The sequence below is a fragment of the uncultured Maribacter sp. genome (assembly GCF_947500405.1).
In the GTDB taxonomy this organism is placed as follows: Bacteria; Bacteroidota; Bacteroidia; order Flavobacteriales; family Flavobacteriaceae; genus Maribacter_B.
This window is the reverse complement of record NZ_CANMRY010000005.1, coordinates 66,159-86,166: the sequence shown is the minus strand read 5'-3', so window position 1 is coordinate 86,166 and position 20,008 is coordinate 66,159. Positions and strand designations below refer to the sequence as shown.

At 30.0% G+C, this 20,008-nt stretch carries 23 protein-coding genes; 13 read left to right on the top strand and 10 right to left on the bottom strand.

Annotation, left to right across the window (positions count from 1 at the left end; translation table 11 throughout):
- Positions 1–8 precede the first annotated feature (8 nt).
- From Q0945_RS08660 to hisIE, 10 genes are all read left to right on the top strand, one after another.
- On the top strand, positions 9–455 hold the full coding sequence (locus Q0945_RS08660) for a GNAT family N-acetyltransferase (protein WP_299433559.1): 447 nt from the start codon (positions 9–11) through the stop codon (positions 453–455).
- Positions 448–1,731 (top strand): histidinol dehydrogenase, encoded by a 1,284-nt coding sequence (hisD, locus tag Q0945_RS08655; RefSeq protein ID WP_299433556.1) that lies wholly within the window; start codon positions 448–450, stop codon positions 1,729–1,731. The genes Q0945_RS08660 and hisD overlap by 8 nt, the downstream gene beginning before the upstream one ends.
- Positions 1,731–2,771 (top strand): histidinol-phosphate transaminase, encoded by a 1,041-nt coding sequence (gene hisC, locus Q0945_RS08650; RefSeq protein ID WP_299433553.1) that lies wholly within the window; start codon positions 1,731–1,733, stop codon positions 2,769–2,771. The genes hisD and hisC overlap by 1 nt, the downstream gene beginning before the upstream one ends.
- 1 nt (position 2,772) lies before the next feature.
- Entirely contained in the window at positions 2,773–3,912 is a 1,140-nt protein-coding gene (gene hisB, locus Q0945_RS08645; protein ID WP_299433550.1) for a bifunctional histidinol-phosphatase/imidazoleglycerol-phosphate dehydratase HisB, read from the top strand.
- A gap of 89 nt (positions 3,913–4,001) precedes the next feature.
- Positions 4,002–4,583, top strand: a complete 582-nt coding sequence (gene hisH, locus Q0945_RS08640) for an imidazole glycerol phosphate synthase subunit HisH (protein WP_299433547.1) — start codon at positions 4,002–4,004, stop codon at positions 4,581–4,583.
- Positions 4,584–4,638: 55 nt separating this feature from the next.
- Positions 4,639–4,995 (top strand): four helix bundle protein, encoded by a 357-nt coding sequence (locus tag Q0945_RS08635; protein WP_299433544.1) that lies wholly within the window; start codon positions 4,639–4,641, stop codon positions 4,993–4,995.
- A 54-nt stretch (positions 4,996–5,049) separates the two neighbouring features.
- Entirely contained in the window at positions 5,050–5,790 is a 741-nt protein-coding gene (hisA, locus tag Q0945_RS08630) for a 1-(5-phosphoribosyl)-5-[(5-phosphoribosylamino)methylideneamino]imidazole-4-carboxamide isomerase (protein ID WP_299433541.1), read from the top strand.
- A gap of 122 nt (positions 5,791–5,912) precedes the next feature.
- On the top strand, positions 5,913–6,668 hold the full coding sequence (hisF, locus tag Q0945_RS08625) for an imidazole glycerol phosphate synthase subunit HisF (RefSeq protein ID WP_299433538.1): 756 nt from the start codon (positions 5,913–5,915) through the stop codon (positions 6,666–6,668).
- A gap of 3 nt (positions 6,669–6,671) precedes the next feature.
- Entirely contained in the window at positions 6,672–7,253 is a 582-nt protein-coding gene (locus tag Q0945_RS08620; protein WP_299433535.1) for a GNAT family N-acetyltransferase, read from the top strand.
- A gap of 8 nt (positions 7,254–7,261) precedes the next feature.
- On the top strand, positions 7,262–7,861 hold the full coding sequence (gene hisIE, locus Q0945_RS08615) for a bifunctional phosphoribosyl-AMP cyclohydrolase/phosphoribosyl-ATP diphosphatase HisIE (RefSeq protein ID WP_299433532.1): 600 nt from the start codon (positions 7,262–7,264) through the stop codon (positions 7,859–7,861).
- 74 nt (positions 7,862–7,935) lie between these two features.
- On the opposite strand, the gene Q0945_RS08610 is transcribed toward hisIE, so the two are convergent.
- The 6 genes from Q0945_RS08610 to Q0945_RS08585 form a co-directional block, all read right to left on the bottom strand.
- Positions 7,936–8,688: a head GIN domain-containing protein gene (locus Q0945_RS08610; RefSeq protein ID WP_299433530.1), complete on the bottom strand. Its 753-nt coding sequence runs from the start codon at positions 8,686–8,688 to the stop codon at positions 7,936–7,938.
- Positions 8,689–8,871: 183 nt separating this feature from the next.
- Positions 8,872–9,528, bottom strand: coding sequence for a hypothetical protein (locus Q0945_RS08605; protein WP_299433527.1), 657 nt, complete (start codon positions 9,526–9,528; stop codon positions 8,872–8,874).
- 71 nt (positions 9,529–9,599) lie between these two features.
- Positions 9,600–10,262 carry a hypothetical protein gene (locus tag Q0945_RS08600; protein WP_299433524.1) on the bottom strand — a complete coding sequence of 221 codons (663 nt, stop codon included), beginning with the start codon at positions 10,260–10,262 and terminating at the stop codon, positions 9,600–9,602.
- Between the two features lie 76 nt (positions 10,263–10,338).
- A complete protein-coding gene (locus tag Q0945_RS08595) occupies positions 10,339–11,391 on the bottom strand; it encodes a hypothetical protein (protein ID WP_299433521.1) in 1,053 nt (350 codons plus the stop codon).
- Positions 11,392–11,410: 19 nt separating this feature from the next.
- Complete coding sequence (locus Q0945_RS08590) at positions 11,411–11,962, bottom strand: hypothetical protein (protein ID WP_299433518.1); 552 nt, start codon at positions 11,960–11,962, stop codon at positions 11,411–11,413.
- The gene (locus tag Q0945_RS08585) at positions 11,959–12,498 is read right to left on the bottom strand and encodes an RNA polymerase sigma factor (RefSeq protein WP_299433515.1); all 540 of its coding nucleotides are present in this window, start codon (positions 12,496–12,498) and stop codon (positions 11,959–11,961) included. Before Q0945_RS08585 ends, Q0945_RS08590 begins: the two co-directional genes overlap by 4 nt.
- Before the next feature lie 197 nt (positions 12,499–12,695).
- Here Q0945_RS08585 and Q0945_RS08580 point away from each other — a divergent pair, with 197 nt between their 5' ends.
- Positions 12,696–13,853 carry a VWA domain-containing protein gene (locus tag Q0945_RS08580; protein ID WP_299433512.1) on the top strand — a complete coding sequence of 386 codons (1,158 nt, stop codon included), beginning with the start codon at positions 12,696–12,698 and terminating at the stop codon, positions 13,851–13,853.
- 79 nt (positions 13,854–13,932) lie between these two features.
- Complete coding sequence (locus Q0945_RS08575) at positions 13,933–15,402, top strand: magnesium chelatase (RefSeq protein WP_299433509.1); 1,470 nt, start codon at positions 13,933–13,935, stop codon at positions 15,400–15,402.
- Between the two features lie 57 nt (positions 15,403–15,459).
- Here the strand turns inward: Q0945_RS08575 and Q0945_RS08570 are convergent, their stop codons facing one another.
- On the bottom strand, positions 15,460–16,878 hold the full coding sequence (locus Q0945_RS08570) for a HAMP domain-containing sensor histidine kinase (protein WP_299433506.1): 1,419 nt from the start codon (positions 16,876–16,878) through the stop codon (positions 15,460–15,462).
- Positions 16,879–16,955: 77 nt separating this feature from the next.
- Positions 16,956–17,657, bottom strand: coding sequence for a response regulator transcription factor (locus tag Q0945_RS08565; RefSeq protein ID WP_299433503.1), 702 nt, complete (start codon positions 17,655–17,657; stop codon positions 16,956–16,958).
- A gap of 235 nt (positions 17,658–17,892) precedes the next feature.
- Between Q0945_RS08565 and Q0945_RS08560 the strand changes: the two genes are divergently transcribed.
- On the top strand, positions 17,893–18,774 hold the full coding sequence (locus Q0945_RS08560; RefSeq protein WP_299433500.1) for a hypothetical protein: 882 nt from the start codon (positions 17,893–17,895) through the stop codon (positions 18,772–18,774).
- Positions 18,775–18,854: 80 nt separating this feature from the next.
- Here Q0945_RS08560 and Q0945_RS08555 read toward each other — a convergent pair whose 3' ends face one another.
- Both Q0945_RS08555 and Q0945_RS08550 read right to left on the bottom strand, forming a co-directional pair.
- Entirely contained in the window at positions 18,855–19,337 is a 483-nt protein-coding gene (locus Q0945_RS08555; protein ID WP_299433497.1) for a hypothetical protein, read from the bottom strand.
- A 178-nt stretch (positions 19,338–19,515) separates the two neighbouring features.
- On the bottom strand, positions 19,516–19,950 hold the full coding sequence (locus Q0945_RS08550; RefSeq protein WP_299433494.1) for a hypothetical protein: 435 nt from the start codon (positions 19,948–19,950) through the stop codon (positions 19,516–19,518).
- Between the last annotated feature and the right edge of the window lie 58 nt (positions 19,951–20,008).

Genomic DNA, 20,008 nt, shown 5'->3' with positions numbered 1-20,008 from the left:
TTTTTGCTATGGAAAATGAGTTGAAAATTTTCTTAATACCACAAGAAGAATTACACACAATTTTACCTTTAGTTGCTATTCTTAATGATGGAAAGATAGAAACAAAAATTCTTGAAGAGCGCTTATCTGAGATGAAGAAAATTGGTTTTCAATGCATTGGTGTGTATGATGCAGAAAAGCTAATTGGTATATGCGGTTTTTGGATTTTAAATAAGTTTTATATAGGAAAGCATATAGAACCAGATAATGTTTTTATATCCAAAGAATATAGAAGTAGAGGTGTAGGCAAATTAATGTTAGATTGGATTTATGAGTATGCAAAAGAAAATAATTGTAATAGCTCTGAGATTAATTGCTATGTAAAAAATACTAGAGGAGTACAATTTTGGGAAGAACAAGGATATGTTCCAGAAGGATACCACATGAGAAACGTTTTTGATAGAAATAATGAATAAAATTTATAACCCAAATAAAGAAGACTGGAAAACCATTCTTATGCGACCAACACAAACGGTTGCAGACATAGAAGGCACAGTAAATAATATTTTTAAAGAAGTACAAGAGGGTGGTGATAGTATTTTAACTAAATACACAAAAAAATTTGATGGTGTAACACTTTTCTCTAACATAGTTTCTAAGGACGAAATTAATGCTGCAGCTTCGCTTATTTCTGAAGATTTAAAAAAAGCTATTCAACTAGCAAAAAATAATATTGAAGTTTTTCATGCTGCTCAAAAAACTGCTAAAGTTTCAGTAGAAACTGCTAACGGAGTGCAATGTTGGCAAGAGAAACGTCCTATTCAAAAAGTTGGTTTATATATTCCAGGAGGAACGGCACCATTATTTTCAACAATTTTAATGCTTGCAGTGCCTGCTAATATTGCTGGCTGCGAAGAGATTGTATTATGTACACCGCCAGACAAAGAAGGCAATGTAAATCCGGCGATACTCTATACAGCAAATCTTTGTGGAGTAACTAAAATATTTAAAGTTGGTGGTATACAAGCAATTGCAGGAATGACATTTGGGACGGAAACTATTCCAGAAGTATATAAAATATTTGGACCAGGAAATCAATTTGTAACCGTAGCAAAGCAAATAGCAACTAAATACGGTGTTGCAATAGATATGCCTGCTGGTCCTAGTGAACTTTTAGTAATGGCAGACGATACTGCTAATGCCTCCTTTGTTGCTTCAGATTTGTTGAGTCAGGCAGAACATGGTGTAGATAGTCAAGTAATCTTAGTATCTACATCAAAAAGTGTGATAGATGCTGTAGAAAAAGAAGTTGCAGAACAGCTTAATGTTTTACCTAGAAAAGAAATTGCAAAGCAAGCAATTGCAAACAGTAAACTTATCTATGTAGAGAATGAACAAATTGCAATAGATTTAATAAATGAATATGGCCCAGAACATTATATTTTATGTGTTTTAAATGAAGAAATTTTTATTAAACAAATAAAAAATGCTGGTTCTGTATTTATAGGAAATTATACGCCAGAAAGTGCTGGAGATTACGCTTCTGGAACAAACCATACTTTACCAACAAATGGTTATGCAAAACAGTATAGTGGAGTAAATTTAGATAGTTTTATGAAGAGTATGACTTTCCAAAAAATTACGCCAAAAGGCATACAAGAAATAGGTAAAGCTATTGAACTTATGGCAGAAGCAGAAGGCCTACAAGCTCATAAAAATGCAGTTACATTACGTTTAAAAAGTTTAGAATAATGTTTAGTTTAGATACTATAATTAGAGAAAATATTAAAGGGTTACAGCCATATTCATCTGCTAGAGATGAATATGTTTCTGATGGTTCTACAATGGTCTTTTTAGATGCGAATGAAAATCCTTATAATAATGGAGTAAATAGATATCCAGACCCACAACAGAGAAGCTTAAAGAGAGTATTAGCTGAACAAAAAGGTATTTCATCAGAAAATATACTTTTAGGAAATGGCAGTGATGAAGTTTTAGATTTACTATTTAGAGCTTTTTGTGAGCCAAATGTAGATGCTATTATTAGTTTACCCCCCACTTATGGTATGTATAAAGTTTTATGCAATATTAATGCTGTAGAAAATAAAGAAGTACTATTAACTAAAGAATTTCAGCCAGATGTTGAAGCAATATTAAGTGCAGTAACTGCGGTTACAAAAATTCTTTTTATTTGTTCACCAAATAATCCAACTGGGAATACTATCTCAAAAAGTAAGATTTCAGAATTATTAACTAATTTTAAAGGTTTAGTAGTTATAGACGAAGCTTATATAGATTTTTCTGAAGATGAAAGTTGGGTTGCAGAATTAGTTAATTATCCAAATTTAATAATAACGCAAACATTATCTAAAGCCTATGGTATGGCAGGTATACGTTTAGGTATTTGTTTAGCATCTAGAGAAATAATAGCGGTTTTAAATAAGATTAAACCACCATATAATGTAAATGAATTAACTCAGAAAAAGGCATTAGAACGCGTTATTGATAAAAAATTGATTGCTACAGAAGTGCAAAATATTCTTAAAGAAAGAGATACTTTAATACGTGCGCTGCAAGATATATTTTATGTAAAAGTAATATATACAACTAACGCAAATTTTGTTCTTGTAAAGGTTGATGATGCTACAAAAAGATACAATCAATTATTAGAAAAAGGTATTGTTGTTCGTAATAGAACTACACAGGCTTTGTGTGAGAATACTTTACGCTTTACTATAGGAACAACTCAAGAAAACAATGCTTTAATAAAAGCTTTAAAAGAATTAGTATAAAATGAAAAAAGTACTTTTTATAGATCGTGATGGAACATTGGTTTTAGAGCCCCCTGTAGATTATCAATTAGATAGTTTAGAAAAATTGGAATATTACCCAAAAGTATTTCAATACATGGCTAAAATAGCTTCTGAATTGGATTATGAATTAGTTATGGTTACTAATCAAGATGGTTTAGGAACCGATTCTTTTCCTGAAGATACTTTTTGGCCAGCACAAAATAAAGTTATTTCTGCTTTTGAAAAAGAAGGAGTCGTTTTTAAAGAAGTGTTTATAGATAAAACTTTTGCCCATGAAAATGCAGAAACACGCAAGCCAAGAACAGGTTTACTTACTAAGTATTTTAATAAAGAAGAATACGATTTAGAAAATTCTTTTGTGTTAGGAGACCGTATTACCGATATGGAATTGGCTAAGAATTTAGGGGCTAAAGGAATATTTTTATCAGAAGACCCAGAATTAGGTGCAGATGAGATAGAGGCTAATAAGCAAACTATTTTAGATGCTATTGCATTAACATCTACAGACTGGAAAAAGATTTATGAGTTTTTAAAGTTACAAGATAGAGTAACAGAAATTACACGTAATACCAATGAAACTAAGATTTATATTAAGTTAAATTTAGATGGTTCAGGAAAAAATGATATCTCTACTGGATTAGATTTTTTTGATCATATGTTAGACCAAATTGGCCGCCATGGCGCTATGGATTTAACAGTAAAAGTAGATGGTGATTTACATGTTGATGAGCATCATACTATAGAAGATACCATGATTGCTTTAGGGGAATTATTCGCAAAAGCATTAGGAAACAAATTAGGAATAGAACGTTACGGATTCTGTTTACCAATGGATGACTGTTTGGCGCAAGTGGCAGTAGATTTTGGAGGAAGACCTTGGTTAGTTTGGGATGCCCATTTTAAACGTGAGAAAATTGGAGATATGCCAACCGAGATGTTTTTGCATTTATTTAAATCGTTTTCTGATGGGGCAAAATGTAATTTAAACATCAAGGCAGAAGGGGATAACGAACATCATAAAATAGAAGGTATTTTTAAAGCTTTTGCTAAAGCAATGAAAATGGCTGTAAAAAGAGATGTAAATAAAATGTTTTTGCCAAGTACAAAAGGTATGCTTTAGCATACCAGTACTTAGTTCAAAGTAAAGAGTAATAAGTTTTTTATGATAGACTTAATACTTAGTACTAGTTACTTAATACTAAATAAACAATGAAAATAGTAATTATAAATTACGGAGCGGGGAATATTCAGAGTATCAAATTTGCGATAAAGCGTTTAGGGTATGAAGCTGTTTTAACAGATAATGTTGAAGAAATAAAATCTGCCGATAAAGTTATTTTTCCAGGAGTAGGAGAGGCAAGTAGTGCTATGGCTAAACTTGTAGATAGTGGATTAGATACGCTTGTACCAACTTTAAAGCAACCAGTTTTAGGTATTTGCTTAGGAATGCAATTAATGTGCAATGCTTCAGAAGAAGGAAGCACAGAAGGTTTAGGGATTTTTAACGTTGATGTTGTGAAATTTAATAATGGAGTAAAAGTTCCACAAATTGGTTGGAACGAAATTTCTGATTTAAAATCCCCTTTATTTTCTGATATAAAAGATAATGCGCATATATACCTAGTGCATAGTTTTTATGCTCCCATATGTGATGAAACAATTGCAACTTCTGGCTATGGAATTAATTATAGTGCTGCACTGCAAAAAAATAATTTTTACGGCACACAATTTCACCCAGAAAAAAGTAGCAAAGTAGGAGAGCAAATACTAGAGAATTTTTTAAGCATTTAAATAGTATTAAGTACTAAGTAAATAGTATATAGTAGCTTTGTGTTATAGTTGATGTATGAATAAATATGAGGATTTAAAAATTTGGCAAAAGGCAATGGATCTCGTGGAGTTAATTTATGAGTTAATGAAAGATATGCCAGCAGATGAAATATATGGATTAACTTCACAGATTAAACGATGTTCTATTAGTATTCCTTCCAATATTGCAGAAGGAGCTGGAAGAAATTCAAACAAACAGTTTGCTCATTTTTTAAGTATCGCTAATGGTTCAACAACCGAATTAGAAACTCAAATATTACTAGTGCAAAGATTAAAATCATGCTCGGAACATAAAATAAAGCCAATATTAGATATATGTATTGAAGTTAAAAAAATGAATTTTTCATTACAAAGAAGTTTGAATAAAGAATAGAGAAAAATATTTAATGCTTAGTACTGCTTACTTAGTACTATTTACTAGAAAAAAATGAGAATAATACCAGCAATAGATATAATAGAAGGACAATGTGTAAGGCTTTCTAAAGGAGATTATGATACCAAGAAAATTTATAATGAGAATCCATTAGAAGTAGCTAAAGAATTTGAAGATCATGGAATAACTCATTTACATTTGGTAGACCTAGATGGTGCAAAATCTAAACATATTGTAAATCATAAAATTTTAGAGCAAATTGCTAGTAAGACCAGTTTAAAAATAGATTTTGGCGGTGGTTTAAAGACAGATGATGATTTACGTATTGCTTTTGAAAGTGGTGCTAACCAAATAACAGGCGGGAGTATTGCAGTAAAAGATAGAGAAACTTTTACCAAATGGATTTCTAATTTTGGAGCAGAAAAGATTATCCTTGGCGCAGATGCTATGGATGAAAAAGTTGCAGTATCTGGTTGGTTAGAAGAGTCTAAAGAAGAGTTAGTTCCTTTTATTCAAGGCTACCAAAAAGAAGGAGTAAGCTATGTTATTTGTACTGATATTAGCAAAGATGGTATGTTAGAAGGACCTTCTTTTAATTTGTATAAAAAGATATTGGAACAATCAGAATCTGGATTAAAACTTATAGCAAGTGGTGGTATTTCTACTTTTAATGAATTACCAAAACTAGCGGAAATAGGTTGCGAAGGAACCATAATTGGTAAAGCTATTTATGAAAATCGAATTAGTTTAAAACAATTAGAAGCTTTCATATTAAATAATAGTACTAAGAATTAGTAACTATAAAAAATAAACAAGTAATTGCAAAACAGTTTAAAAAGAATAATAATCTATAGCTTGTAGTATTACGTATTTAGCTTGCTAACTACTAACTACTAACTACTAACTACTTTAAATAAATGCTTACTAAAAGAATTATTCCTTGTCTTGATATAAAAAATGGAAGAACCGTTAAAGGTGTAAATTTTGTTGATTTAAGAGATGCAGGAGATCCTGTAGAACTTGCAGAAATTTATGCAGCTTCTGGAGCAGATGAATTGGTGTTTTTAGATATTTCTGCAACTGAAGAACGTAGAAAAACATTGGCAGAATTAGTCTACCATGTTGCAGAGAAAGTAAATATCCCATTTACAGTTGGTGGTGGAATATCCTCAGTAGAAGATGTAGATATACTTTTGCAAAACGGTGCAGACAAAGTTTCTATAAATTCTTCTGCTGTTAAGAATCCGCAATTAATTAATGATTTAGTTGCTAAGTTTGGTTCTCAATGTATAGTAGTAGCTATAGATGCAAAAAAGATTGATGGAGATTGGATTGTGCATTTAGTAGGAGGTAAGGTTCCTACAGAATTGAATTTGTTTGATTGGGCAAAAGAAGTAGAAGAAAGAGGGGCTGGAGAAATACTTTTTACTTCTATGAATAATGATGGTACTAAAGACGGATTTGCAAATGAAGCATTAAATAAATTGTCTACAGAGTTAAATATTCCTATAATTGCCTCTGGAGGCGCAGGATCCATGCAACATTTTACCGATACTTTTGTAAAAGGTAAGGCAGATGCAGCTTTAGCTGCTAGTGTTTTTCATTTTAAAGAAATTGAAATTATAGATTTAAAGCGTCAATTAAAAAAAGAAGGAATACCAGTAAGATTATAAGTTTTGATTAAAGCATCAGAAAAAGATAAAGAGTTAGTAGTTAGTATTTTAGTGTCTGCTTTTAAAGATTTAGAAGAAGATAATTCTATTAATTTTATTGTAGAAAATGGAGAGGATAGAATAGATAGAATGAAAGCTTTAATGGGATATTTATTCGAAAAATCCATGCTATTTGGTGAGGTATATTTATCTCAGAATAAAAATGCATGTCTTTTACTATCTTTTTCAGAAAAAGAGAAAGTTACTTTAAAAACTATAGGTTTAGATTTAAAATTACTTTTTAACTGTATTGGTTTTAAGAATTTATTTAATGTTCTAAAAAGACAAAAAATAATTAAAGATTTTTATCCTAAAGAAGCACATATAAAACCAGTTATTATGGGAGCTTTAAAAGAAGCTTATGGTAGTGGTTCTGCGGCAAGGATGGTGTTACGAATAATGAGTCAGTATAAAAAAAATAAAAAACCTGTAGTTTTAGATACCGTATCAGAGTATAATATAAAGCTGTATCAAAAATTTGGTTTTAAAATAATAAGAGAGGAAAAAACATTAGGCTTTCCTATAAGTTTACTACGATTAAATTAATAGAAGTAATGAAAATAGATTTCGATAAAAATAAGGATGGTTTAGTGCCAGCAATTATACAAGACGCTACTACTAAAAATGTGCTTATGCTAGGGTATTTAAACCAAGAAGCATATAATAAGACTGTAGAAACTAATGTGGTTACTTTTTTTAGTAGAAGTAAACAGCGATTATGGACTAAAGGTGAAGAAAGTGGAAATTTCTTAAATTTAGTTTCTATTAAAAACGATTGTGACAACGATTCTTTATTAATTAAAGTAAACCCAGTAGGGCCAACATGCCATACAGGAACAGATACATGTTGGAATGAAGAAAATGATTCTAGCTTTGGATTTCTATCTAAATTAGAAAAAACAATAGAACAAAGAAGAACATCATCAGACGGCACAAAATCTTATGTTGCTTCTCTTTTTGAAAAAGGAATAAACAAGCTAGCTCAAAAAGTAGGAGAGGAAGCTGTAGAAGTTGTTATTGAAGCTAAAGATGATAATGATGATTTATTCTTAAATGAAAGCGCAGATTTACTTTTTCACTATTTAATGCTTTTGCAAGCCAAAGGTTTTACTTTAAAAGATATTGAAGAAGTTTTAAGAGGAAGAGAAAAGTAGTTTTCCTATAAATACAAAAAGAGCCTTTTGATCTTACTAAGATTAAAAGGCTCTTTTTGTTCGTATATAATGCTTTAGTCTTTATGGATAAGCTTAGAACCACTGTTTACTTTTTCATGCGTAATTTTTGCATCTCCTTTATAGTATAGTCTACTATTTGCTTTGGCTACTACATCTATTGTATTAGAAACTGATAAGTAAGCTCTAGAATCTGCTAAAAGATTTATATTTAAATCTTCTACTTCTAAATCATAATTTCTTAATTCAGAATCTGCGGTTAATTTAGCTTTTAGTTTAGTTGCAGAACCAAATAAATCTACTTTAGAATCTGCAGATAGTTTTACTTCAATATTCTCAACATCAACTTCTCCTTTAAAAGAACCATTGGCAAAAGCTTCAATAAAAACAGTATTAGATATTAATGTATTTTCTAACTCAATTTTAGCATCTGTAGAAACTTTATAATTTGTAATATTCTTTGCAGATATATAAACATTTAATGTTTCTTTACCTTTTATAACTACAAAATTTTTAAGTCTAATTTTTAAATTACTTCCTTCTTGGTCTATTCGTATAGCTTTAAAGACATTACTATTTGCTTCAATCTTCACAGATTCTTCTCCTTCTGTAAAATGTACATAAACATTAAAATCATTAGAAACTTCAATAGAATTAAACTCTGAAAAAGAATATTCTCTCGTTTCTATATCTCCAGATGCCCTTATAAAATTATCTTCACAAGAGAAAAAAGTTGTTGCGGCTGTTAACACAATTATTAATTTTAAAAAAATAACTTTTGTAATTGATTGATTTTGATTGATTTTCATGATTGTTAATTTTGATTGATTATTGATGAATATGTTTAATTTAAACTGTTGTCCATTGTAGCACAACTGGTAACCATTCTTCGGAATAGTTTTTATTAGTTGAACTTTTTTTTAAAAAAACTTGGTTGTTTTTCACAAACACAGCTTGTGTTTTTATAACCTTTCTTTTTCTATTTTTAAACATTATAGTTTCTTTTTGTAGCGATTTCTACCCATATTAAAAACCCCAACTTTTATTCCAACACCAGCAGAAAAACCATTGAAATTTTTAATAGGACTAGTAGCAAGATTAAAATTGTTTGTGATACGGTATTTAATACCAGCCTCTAACTGCAAATATCTAGAGATATTAAAAAGTGCATTTACACCTGGTTCTAAAACAAAAATAGCTTTAACGTCTTCATATTCTTTTTCAATAAAATCATCATCAAAATCATCTCCATTATTAGTGTAACCAATAGCCCCCAAACCAATAAAAAGAGGAAAAGACAAACTAACCTTACGTTTACTAAATAGAATAGGTTCTAAATGTGTTCCAATATATCCTCCAATAAGTTTGTTCTCTATTGTAGTGCTAGTTATAAATTGCTGATCCGATTGAAATCCTGTAATTTCTATTCCGACTTCAAATTTTTGATCCGCTACATATGCTATTTTAAATTGCCCTCCATATAATGGTTCTCCTCCTAACTCTCCATAAATAGCAGATAAACCTAAATAAACACCATTAACTACATTATTACGGTCATTAAATTCTATATAGTCTGTAGTATCTTGCGCATTACTAAAAAAACTAAATACTAGTAGAAAAAAAAGTAAAACATTGTTTTTATTTTTCATACAAAAATTTTAAAATCAATTTTGGTTATTAAAGTATTTTTAGCAAAAACTATTTCTTTTGTTTATTAGGATTATATTTTTTTCTTGTAGCGGTTTCTTCCCATATTAAAAACACCAACTTTTATACCGACACCAGCAGAAAAACCATTTATACGATCTAAAGTTGCTGGTTCTAACCTTGTTTTACTTGAAAAGCGATATTTAACTCCTGCTTCTAATTGTAAATATCTAGATACATTAAATAAAAGATTAACACCTGGTTCTACAACAAAGAAACCATCAGATTCTCTTAATTCGTCATCTTCTAAATCATTATTTTCAAAATCAAAATCGGAATCAAAAACACCAAGTCCACCAGCACCAATTAATAAAGGAAATGACAGGTTTACAGTAGATTTGCTAAAAAGTATAGGTTCTATATGTAAACCACCATAGGCACCAATAATATCTTCATTTATGCCTTCTATTTCATTAAAATAGTTTTGTTGAGAATAAAAGAATGTTGCTACAAAACCAACTTCTACTTTTCTATTAGCAACATATGCAACTTTAAAACTTGGTAAATAGGTGCTTTTATTATCCATTTCTCCATAATGCATAGAAAGTCCTAGATAAACACCATGTACAACATTTTTACGGTCGTTAAACTCTATATAATCTCCATTGTCCTGCGCGTTGGTTATTAGGCAAAATCCTAACATAGCTAAGAGCATTATTATATTATAATTTTTCATTATTGGTTGTTTTTAATTGTTGTATTAAGTAGACTATTTTTTAATAAATATTGTTACAATAACAGGAACATTTTTTCTAATTATCTTTAATTTGAATTAGCCCTTTTTTTCCTATAATAGTAATGCTACCCAATTGTTCTTTTCCGTAGGTGGCATTAATTTTTCTAATTCTATCTCCTTTATCTATAACATCTGAGGTAACATTATTAAAAGATTTTGGTAACCTTAATAGTCCTTCTTCTAATGTTGCATTAAACTTTAAAGAAGTATCTTCTACATTAATGTTAATTTCTGATGATTCTTGATTTAATTTTATAAAAGGTATACTTGTAGTAATTTCTTTAATTACTAAATCCGCTATTTTTAAATCAAGATTAGTTTCTTTTTTTAAAGAATTAATGTCTATAGTAGTAAACTTCATAGAGCCTTTTATTTTATTTACTACATCAATTTTTATTTCATCTTTATTGGAGTATAATTCTAGCGTATTAATAGTTTCTAAATTAAGAATAGAACCAGAACTATTAACTCGTAAATCTTCTGAGTTTTCTACAATAAATTTTCCGTTTTTTACGCGAACATTACCATAGTTAATAGTTTCGGCTTTAATTTTTCCATATTTCATGGTTATGTCTACAAAATTTAAATTTCCATTTAACCATAAATCACCATGTTGTATATCTGTTTTGAATTTTCCGGTCCAATCTTCTACGATAATGTCTCCAAATTTGTTCGTAATATCTAATTCGGCATTTTTTGGTAAAAACACTTTATAGTTAATTTTTAAGTTACTTTTATTATAATCAAAAGGAGTTGCTTTATTCCAATACTTTGCAAAAAAGCCTGTACTTTTTTCTGCTATTGCAGTTTTAAAAATGATATAATCTTTATTTTCATTTATAGAAGTACCAATTCTATCTATAAGACTTTTTGCATTCTCACTTTTTTTATGAGTTACTTCAATTTCCATTTTAATAACTAGACTCTCTTTGTTCCACCCTTGCACAGAAATGTCTCCATAATTATTTTCTAGATAAAGCTTTCCTGAATTAGTCATAGGAAAAGTTTTTTCTATTTTCTTAGAAATTTTATTTTGTGCATGTAGGCTAAAGTTTAAAACAATAGCCATTATGAACAGCAGTAGTTTTTTATAATGTATAACCATAATCCTCGTTTATTTTTTTAGAAGAGTTTATCTGTTTTAGTAAATTCTCTATTAATTCAATTCTCTTTTTATAATTACCAATAAGTGCCTCTAGTATACGCTCATTGTCTAAATTTTTCTTCATTTCAATTTTTAGTTCATCATACTCATCATCCAAATCTTGCATAAAGGATAAAAACTCTTTTTTGTCTTCTTTAGATAAAGCAGGGTGTTCTTGTACTAATTTTACCTGGTGCTCTACTAGGCTTTTATAATGAATTTCTATATCTAAAACCTCTTTATTTGCATAGCTAGTTTCTATGCTTGTATTATTTGGTTGTAATAAAAATGGGCCAGCTATAGTTAAGAGCCCTAATATTAGAAGGATACTAGCTGCTATTTTAAAGCCTGTAGACCTCCATAACGGAATAACTTTTTTAGGTTTTGTAGCGTCTAATTCTTTAGATATAGCATCCCACATTTTATTTTTATCCACCTTTTTATCATTAAAAAAGTCTTTGTTTTCTCGTATATGTTTTTCAAAATTATCCATCATAACCCTTTAATAATTTCAATTAATTTCTTTTTTGCTCTATGGTATTGTGATTTAGAAGTGGAGGTACTTATTTCTAAAATTTCTCCAATTTCATTATGATCATAACCTTCAATTAAGTACAGGCATATTATTTGTTTATAACCTTGTGGTAATTTTTCTATTCCTAGTTTTACTTTTATCAAATCTATTTTTTCTATAGGTTCCGCAGTTTCATCTTTTAAGTGGTATTCATGATCTTCTATAGGTGTTAAGGCAATACGCTTAACTTTTAAATGATTTATACTTTTATTAATTACTATTCTTTTTAACCAAGCTCCAAAAGAACTTTCGTATTTAAAACTGTTAATTTTTTTAAAAGCATCTATAAAACTGTCTTGTACTACATCCTCAGCATCTTCTTTAATACCAACCATACGCATACTTACAGAATACATAGCATCTACATATAACTCATACAATTTGTATTGCGAGTTTCTATCGCCAAGCTTGCTTTTTTCAACAAGCTCTTTGTGTGTATTTTGGACTATAGTTTCCAATTAAGTAATTACGCTTCTTTGGTTGTTTTCTTAAATTTTAGTTACATTCTTATTACAAAGACAATTGTAAAAGTAAAAGGTTGCATCAAATTAAAATTAAATTTTATTATTTATATTTTTTTAAAATAGTTGCGAAACAAATAGTTAAGTTTTCTTAAAAGCTATTTTATAATTTGTTTATGTGTTATTTTTATAGAATGGGATTACAAACAAGAAAAGGATTTCGTTTTTCAAACTATGAAGCTCCAAATCAGACCCCTTTTGAAAAGTTGTTTGATATTTTTCAGGAACTTATAACGCATACCTCTGGTGATTTTGATGAGGCTATAGATTGGTTACGAGAATTAGATAAAGAATACCAACTTACAGATGAAGATTATACTATTGATGACTTTATTGAAGATTTAAAACAAAAAGGATATATACAGGAAGAGTTTAAAGATGGGGCAGGAGAAACAAATGATGATGGTGAAGGTACAGAAGACCCTAAAGGAACAGTTTCTATTACTGCTAAAATGGAACGTATTATTAGAAAACGTGCGTTAGACCAAATTTTTGGTAAACTTAAGCGTAGTGGTTCTGGGAACCATAAAACAGGAAAATCTGGAAATGGAGATGAGCATACTGGAAATTTAAGAGCGTATAAATACGGAGATGGTTTAGATAATATCTCTATGACCGAGAGTATTAAAAATGCGCAAGTAAATAGTGGAATAGGTAATTTTACTTTAAATGAAGAGGATTTAGTAGTAGAAGATACAGAACATAAAGCGCAAATGAGTACAGTGCTTATGATAGATATAAGCCATAGTATGATTTTGTATGGAGAAGATAGAATAACACCTGCTAAAAAAGTAGCCATGGCACTTGCAGAACTTATTACGACAAGATACCCAAAAGACACTTTAGATATTCTTGTATTTGGTAATGATGCTTGGCCAATACCAATTAAAGATTTACCATACTTAAAAGTTGGTCCTTACCACACCAATACAGTTGCTGGTTTGCAATTAGCAATGGACATGTTAAGACGAAAAAAAAATACCAACAAACAAATATTTATGATTACCGATGGTAAACCAAGTTGTTTACGTATGCCAGACGGCACCTATTATAAAAATAGTGTTGGTCTTGATGAGTATATTGTAGAGAAATGTTATAATATGGCTAGCCAAGCTAGAAAATTACATATTCCAATTACCACTTTTATGATTGCCCAAGATCCTTATTTAATGAAGTTTATTAGACTGTTTACAGAAGCCAATAAAGGGAAAGCATTTTTTACGGGTTTAAAAGGTCTGGGGGAAATGATTTTTGAAGATTATGAAACTAATAGAAGAAAGAGGTTGAAATAAAAAACTATGACTACGCTTAGTCATCATAATTTTTGAGATTTAGTAAAGTCAAAATCGGTTTAAAATATTAAAAAAATATATGAAATTGAATTATCAAGAAATATCCACATTAGCAGAATTAAAAAAAGTAGGATATAAAAGTAAAAGTATAAAAGATGAGCTTAGAGATAACCTAAGAAATAAAATTAAAAATGGAGAGACTACTTTTGAAGGAGTTTGGGGGTATGAGAATACGGTTATTCCAGAATTAGAGAGAGCTATTTTATCTAGACACAATATAAATTTACTAGGACTTCGTGGACAAGCAAAAACTCGTTTAGCAAGGTTAATGATAACTTTATTAGATGAATGGATACCTGTTGTAGAAGGTTCCGAAATAAATGATGACCCTTTGCAACCCATGTCTCGCTATGCTATAGAATTATTAAAAGAAAAAGGAGATAATACACCGATTTCATGGATGCATAGAAGCGACCGTTTTTATGAAAAATTAGCAACGCCAGATGTTACTGTTGCAGATTTAATAGGAGATGTAGATCCAATAAAAGCAGCAAATCTTAAATTGTCTTATGCAGATGAGCGTGTTTTACATTTTGGAATGATTCCACGTGCTAATCGTTGCATTTTTGTTATTAATGAATTACCAGATTTACAAGCAAGAATTCAGGTATCCTTATTTAATATTTTACAAGAAGGGGATATACAAATAAGAGGTTTTAAACTTCGTTTACCTTTGGATCTTCAGTTTATATTTACTGCAAATCCAGAAGATTATACCAATAGGGGTAGTATTGTAACCCCTTTAAAGGATAGGATTGGTTCACAAATACTTACACACTATCCAGAAAATATAGAAACAGCACGTAAAATTACAGAACAAGAATCTAACTTAGATTCTAGACAAGAAGATGTTGTTTACGTTCCTAGTATAGCTAAAGATATTCTAGAACAAATTAGTTTTGAAGCTCGTAAGAGTGAGTATGTAGATGTTAAAAGTGGCGTAAGTGCACGTACCAGTATTACTGCTTTTGAAAATTTATTAAGTACAGCCGAAAGAAGAACATTATTAAGTGGGGCAGAAGCAACAACTGTAAGGTTAAGCGATTTTGTTGGTGTTATTCCTGCAATTACTGGAAAAATAGAATTGGTTTATGAGGGAGAACAAGAAGGTGCAGATGGTGTTGCAAGTTTATTATTAAACGAAGCTGTTAAAACTATTTTTACTAGCTATTTTCCTGCAATAAATAAATTAGAACGTAAAGGTGAAGAAACCCCTTATGATGAATTAATACAATGGTTTTATGAAGGAGAAGGAGTTGATATAGATGATGATTATACAGAGGAAGAATATGTAAGGGCGTTAAATAATATAGCACCTTTAACTCAATTAATTAAGGAGTACCAACCAGACTTTGAAGAGAAAGACAAGAACTTTTTAAAAGAAGTACTTCTTTGGGGGTTAGTTGCTCATAAAAAATTAAGTAAGCATAGATTTTCTGAAGGTTACCAATTTAATGATTTGTATGGAAGTTATATAAGTGGTCTATAACTATTAAAAAGCTCCTTAATACTTATGTTAAGGAGCTTTTCTTTTACATAGCAATCTTTATTGTATTTGATAAGCTGGTAGGTTAAAAACAAAAGAACTTCCTTCTTTAGGTTTACTTAAAACCGTAATAGTAGTATCGTGTAAGTCCATAATCTTCTTTACAATTGCAAGTCCTAAACCATATCCTTGTTTTTTAGCGCTTTCATTTACTTGCTTATATCTATCAAAAATAAAAGGCTGTTCATTTAAGGGTATACCAGCACCATTATCTGTAAGGTTAATTTCTATATTATTCCCTATTTTGTTTAAGGATAATGTTACCAAACCATGAGGGTTTGTATATTTTATAGCATTTTCTATAAGGTTTTGCAAAGCCCTTTCTACAAGGCTAACATCAGCAAAAACCATACAATTTTCTTTAGGATTTTCTAACTGTAATTTTATTTCTTTTTTCTGAGCCAGAACATTAAATTTTGCTATTAAGTCATGTGATAATTCGGTGATAGAAAAAGGTTCTTTAATTGGTGTAACTTGTTCTGCTTCTAGTTTAGAATATTCAAATAATTGGTTAATTAAATTAGATAATTTATCTACATTATCATGTGTAATTTGTAAATATTCATCTGTTTCAACCTCAGAAAGGGTGTCTTTTTTAATTTGTAATGTTTCTATATACCCTTTTAATATGGCTAAAGGTGTTCTTAAATCATGAGAAACGTTGGCTATAAGCTCTCTACGTAATAAATCTACAGATTTCATTTTCTCCATATTATCTACAATAGTATCTGCCATTTCATTAAAAGAATGTGCAAAAACTTCTATATCAGAATCTTCAGCATTTTCTATTCTAGCTTCTAAATCTCCTTCTTGAAACCTTCTTACGGTACCAGTTATTAGACGTAAATTTTTAGTTAAAAACCAAATACTTAAAAGACCAATAATTACTGTAAAAAGCATAGTTAATAACGTAGCACCAACTCCTAATTGTCTAAAATAGGAACCTAGTAGACTATTACTTATATGTTGAAATTCTGCACCAGCCAGTATTACATAAACATATCCTTTTCTTGAGTCTACTTCATAAGGAGCTGCGGAAAATATTTTTTGTTCTCCGGGGTTTCTTGGGTCATCCCCTTCAATATAGGAATTTCCCTTATTTTTTATGAATTTTTTTATTGGTTCTAGTGTAACAGATTTTGCAGGTGCATTATCACTATGGTCTAAAACTACTGAATATAAAATTTCACCAATATCGTTTAATAAATACACTTCTATACTTCGATTTACAGCCATCATATCGTGCATCAAATCGCCAAATAATGGTTTGTTAACGGTGCCATCTTCCAAAAAAGGGGAAGCATTTGCAAATTTTTCTTGTATTACATGATTTGCAACATTTGCATTTACTTGTTGTATGGTTGCTTGGTTATATTTATTGGCATAATACCCAGTTATAAAAATATAAGAGGTACCCATTAGCAAAATTAATAGTATAAATGCCAGCCATAATTTTTTGACTAATTTGGGAGTAAGTGCTTTATATTTTTGGCCCATTATAGTATTTCTTCATTAAACTTATAACCAACACCCCAAGTAGTTAATATATAAGTTGGGTTAGTCATATCCGATTCAATTTTAGCTCTTAATCTATTAATATGAGAATTTACAGTATGTTCATAACCTGTAAAATTGTATCCCCAAATTAAATTTAGTAACTCGGTTCTAGAATAATTTCTTCCAGGGTTAGAGGCCATTAAAACCAACAATTCAAACTCTTTAGGAGATAATTCTATTTTTTTATCTTCTATTAATACTTTTCTTTTATCAATATCAATTTGCATAGTATTTGCAGCAATTATAGAAGAATCTTCTTTTAAGTTTTCTGCAGTAGAAATAACGGTTCTTCTCATTACAGCTTTAACTCTTGCAAGGAGTTCTCTAATGCTAAAAGGCTTTGTTATATAATCATCTGCACCTATTTCTAACCCAAGAACCCTATCTATTTCTTCAGATTTTGCGGTTAGCATAATTACGGGAGTATTTTTAACCGCTCTAAGTCTTTTACAAATCTCTACGCCATCCATACTAGGAAGTGTAAGGTCTAGAAGAATTAAATCATAATCGTTCTCCAGTGCCATTTGTAAACCTATAGAACCATCTGTAGCTTTAGAGGTTTCATAAATTAAATCTGTAAGATGAATTTCTAGTAATTTTACTATTTCTAAATCATCTTCTATAAGTAATATTTTCTTCATAATTGATTGTTACGAAATAAACAAAAAAGTATCACATGATTATCACAGTGTTTAAAATCTCCTATTAATACACTCTATTTCTACTATAATACTATTTCATAGGGTGGTTAATACAGTTTTAAGCCGAAAGATATTTGTAAAACTTACAAAATATCACCAAAAGTTTATACTTCTGTGATATCTCTGTTATGTTGTCTCAGTTAATTTGTCCTGTAATCATAAAACAATTAAAAAGATGAAAAAATTTAAATTAACTAATGTAATGCTACTTGCTTTAGTAGTATTTGTATCCTCATGTAGTAGTGATGATTTAGATGATAGTCCTAAATCTACTGCTTTAACTTTAGATATTAATGGTTTAGATAACCTAGGTTCAGATTATTTGTATGAAGGGTGGGTAATTGTAAATGGAGCTCCTGTTTCTACAGGTACTTTTTCTGTGGATGATGATCATAATTTGTCACAGTCTAGTTTTACTTTAGATGCTGAAGTCTTAGAAAGTGCGTCTGATTTTGTTCTTACTATTGAGCCTAATCCAGACCCATCTGACGCACCTGCAGATACTAAAATATTTATAGGAAGTTTTGATGGTAATTCTGCAAGCTTAACTACAGGTACTGTTGCCCCTTCTTTTGATGCAATTAACGGAAAATTTATCATTGCTGCCCCTACAGGTACTGGTGCAGAGGAAGAAAAATATAGTGGTGTTTGGTTTTTAGATAATAGTTCTGGAAGCGCTGTAGCAGGATTAGAATTACCGACATTAGAAGCCGGATGGAAATATGAAGGATGGGTAGTAATAGACGGTGTTCCTTTATCTACAGGCACTTTTACTTCTGTAATGGGTGCAGATGAAGGAAGTCCTTTTAGTGGAGCAAACCCAGGTCCTCCGTTTCCAGGAGAAGACTTTTTAGTAAATGCTCCTGATGGTGTAACTTTCCCGACAGATGTTAGAGGCAAAGTGGCTGTAATAAGTGTGGAACCTTATCCGGATAATAGTCCTGCTCCATTTACTCTTAAACCATTATTTGGTATGATCCCTTCTGATGCTATGGGGGTACAACAAATTGGAGATTATGTAACAGAAAGTTTCCCTACTGGTACGGTTACTAGGTAAGTAAATATATTAGAAAAAAAGAAAGCCCTTAAGATAAAACTATCTCAAGGGCTTTTTGCCATAACGTAGAATATTTTAATTTATTCCCAAGAGTCTATTTGTTCATTTAATATATCCACATTATATGGGCCAACATGTTTTTTACGATACAAAAAGCTTAAAAAAGTTAATCCAACTAAAAATATATATAAAAAAACAATTAGTATTCCCATTGGGAAAAAAGTGCTTGGTATTTGATGATTATCAAACTCAGTATAGGTGCTTAGAGTGTATATAGTATCAAATAATTTAAATATATATACAACTAATACAATGTAGAGTGCATATTCTACATTTCGCATTGGGGAATCACTTATTTCACCTTCTTTTATTTTAAACCATAAAACATATAGGAAAATAAAGTGAATAATAGAAAATACAGGTAGTATATAATTATCATATTTAAAAAAATAAAACTTATTTGTATATAAGCCATAAAAACTTAAAACAATTAATAAGGAAAGTATAATCGTAGTAATAATAACACTTCTCTTCCAAGGAAGAAACTTAGATAGTAATTGCATATTAGAAAATAATTTTGAGTTTTTGGGGAACTCCTATTAAAATTTTAAAACGGAACTCATTTTTGTTTATTTTAAAAAATCGATGAACAACATTTAATGTTGAGAAACACTAAAAAATTGTTGCGAAAATTCAATTGAAAATCCAGATTTTAAAGTTTAGAAGGTTTCTTTGCGGTTATTACGTAATCCATTTTCTGTCTAAAGATTTTCTAGCAAAGAAAACCAAAGCTATGGCTATTATAATCACCATAATTGGCATTATCATTGCACCAGGCCCGTATACTTCAAAAGAATTTGTCATAAAAAAAGAATATCCCATTTGTGCAAGTACACCAATTAAAGAAATTAATAAAATTGGTTTTGCCCATTTTTTTCTTAATAAAAGAGCAACGCATCCTAATGTTCCACCCCAAACGGCAATAGCAAATGCTGCTGTAACCCATGATGGTTGCGATTCATACAATAGCCTTTCTGCCTGAGATAATTTTTCTAAATCTTCTATACTCATATACGCGTGTTGCAAATATGCCCCAGCACCTGCAAGGTTCCATAATAATGCTAGCCCACTAACTACCCAAAACCATAATGGTGCTTTTTCTTTAATTGTTGCCATAATATTATTTTAGTTGGTTAAAGTTCTTCTTAAATTACAAAAAAATTATAAGTTTATA

Excerpts from the sequence above, each read along its gene's own strand:
- Q0945_RS08660 (WP_299433559.1), top strand. The coding sequence starts at position 9 with ATGGAAAATGAGTTGAAAATTTTCTTAATACCACAAGAAGAATTACAC.
- hisD (WP_299433556.1), top strand. The coding sequence starts at position 448 with ATGAATAAAATTTATAACCCAAATAAAGAAGACTGGAAAACCATTCTT.
- hisC (WP_299433553.1), top strand. The coding sequence starts at position 1,731 with ATGTTTAGTTTAGATACTATAATTAGAGAAAATATTAAAGGGTTACAG.
- hisB (WP_299433550.1), top strand. The coding sequence starts at position 2,773 with ATGAAAAAAGTACTTTTTATAGATCGTGATGGAACATTGGTTTTAGAG.
- hisH (WP_299433547.1), top strand. The coding sequence starts at position 4,002 with ATGAAAATAGTAATTATAAATTACGGAGCGGGGAATATTCAGAGTATC.
- Q0945_RS08635 (WP_299433544.1), top strand. The coding sequence starts at position 4,639 with ATGAATAAATATGAGGATTTAAAAATTTGGCAAAAGGCAATGGATCTC.
- hisA (WP_299433541.1), top strand. The coding sequence starts at position 5,050 with ATGAGAATAATACCAGCAATAGATATAATAGAAGGACAATGTGTAAGG.
- hisF (WP_299433538.1), top strand. The coding sequence starts at position 5,913 with ATGCTTACTAAAAGAATTATTCCTTGTCTTGATATAAAAAATGGAAGA.
- hisIE (WP_299433532.1), top strand. The coding sequence starts at position 7,262 with ATGAAAATAGATTTCGATAAAAATAAGGATGGTTTAGTGCCAGCAATT.
- Q0945_RS08610 (WP_299433530.1), bottom strand. The coding sequence starts at position 8,688 with ATGAAAATCAATCAAAATCAATCAATTACAAAAGTTATTTTTTTAAAA.
- Q0945_RS08605 (WP_299433527.1), bottom strand. The coding sequence starts at position 9,528 with ATGAAAAATAAAAACAATGTTTTACTTTTTTTTCTACTAGTATTTAGT.
- Q0945_RS08600 (WP_299433524.1), bottom strand. The coding sequence starts at position 10,262 with ATGAAAAATTATAATATAATAATGCTCTTAGCTATGTTAGGATTTTGC.
- Q0945_RS08595 (WP_299433521.1), bottom strand. The coding sequence starts at position 11,391 with ATGGCTATTGTTTTAAACTTTAGCCTACATGCACAAAATAAAATTTCT.
- Q0945_RS08590 (WP_299433518.1), bottom strand. The coding sequence starts at position 11,962 with ATGATGGATAATTTTGAAAAACATATACGAGAAAACAAAGACTTTTTT.
- Q0945_RS08580 (WP_299433512.1), top strand. The coding sequence starts at position 12,696 with ATGGGATTACAAACAAGAAAAGGATTTCGTTTTTCAAACTATGAAGCT.
- Q0945_RS08575 (WP_299433509.1), top strand. The coding sequence starts at position 13,933 with ATGAAATTGAATTATCAAGAAATATCCACATTAGCAGAATTAAAAAAA.
- Q0945_RS08570 (WP_299433506.1), bottom strand. The coding sequence starts at position 16,878 with ATGGGTACCTCTTATATTTTTATAACTGGGTATTATGCCAATAAATAT.
- Q0945_RS08565 (WP_299433503.1), bottom strand. The coding sequence starts at position 17,657 with ATGAAGAAAATATTACTTATAGAAGATGATTTAGAAATAGTAAAATTA.
- Q0945_RS08560 (WP_299433500.1), top strand. The coding sequence starts at position 17,893 with ATGAAAAAATTTAAATTAACTAATGTAATGCTACTTGCTTTAGTAGTA.
- Q0945_RS08555 (WP_299433497.1), bottom strand. The coding sequence starts at position 19,337 with ATGCAATTACTATCTAAGTTTCTTCCTTGGAAGAGAAGTGTTATTATT.
- Q0945_RS08550 (WP_299433494.1), bottom strand. The coding sequence starts at position 19,950 with ATGGCAACAATTAAAGAAAAAGCACCATTATGGTTTTGGGTAGTTAGT.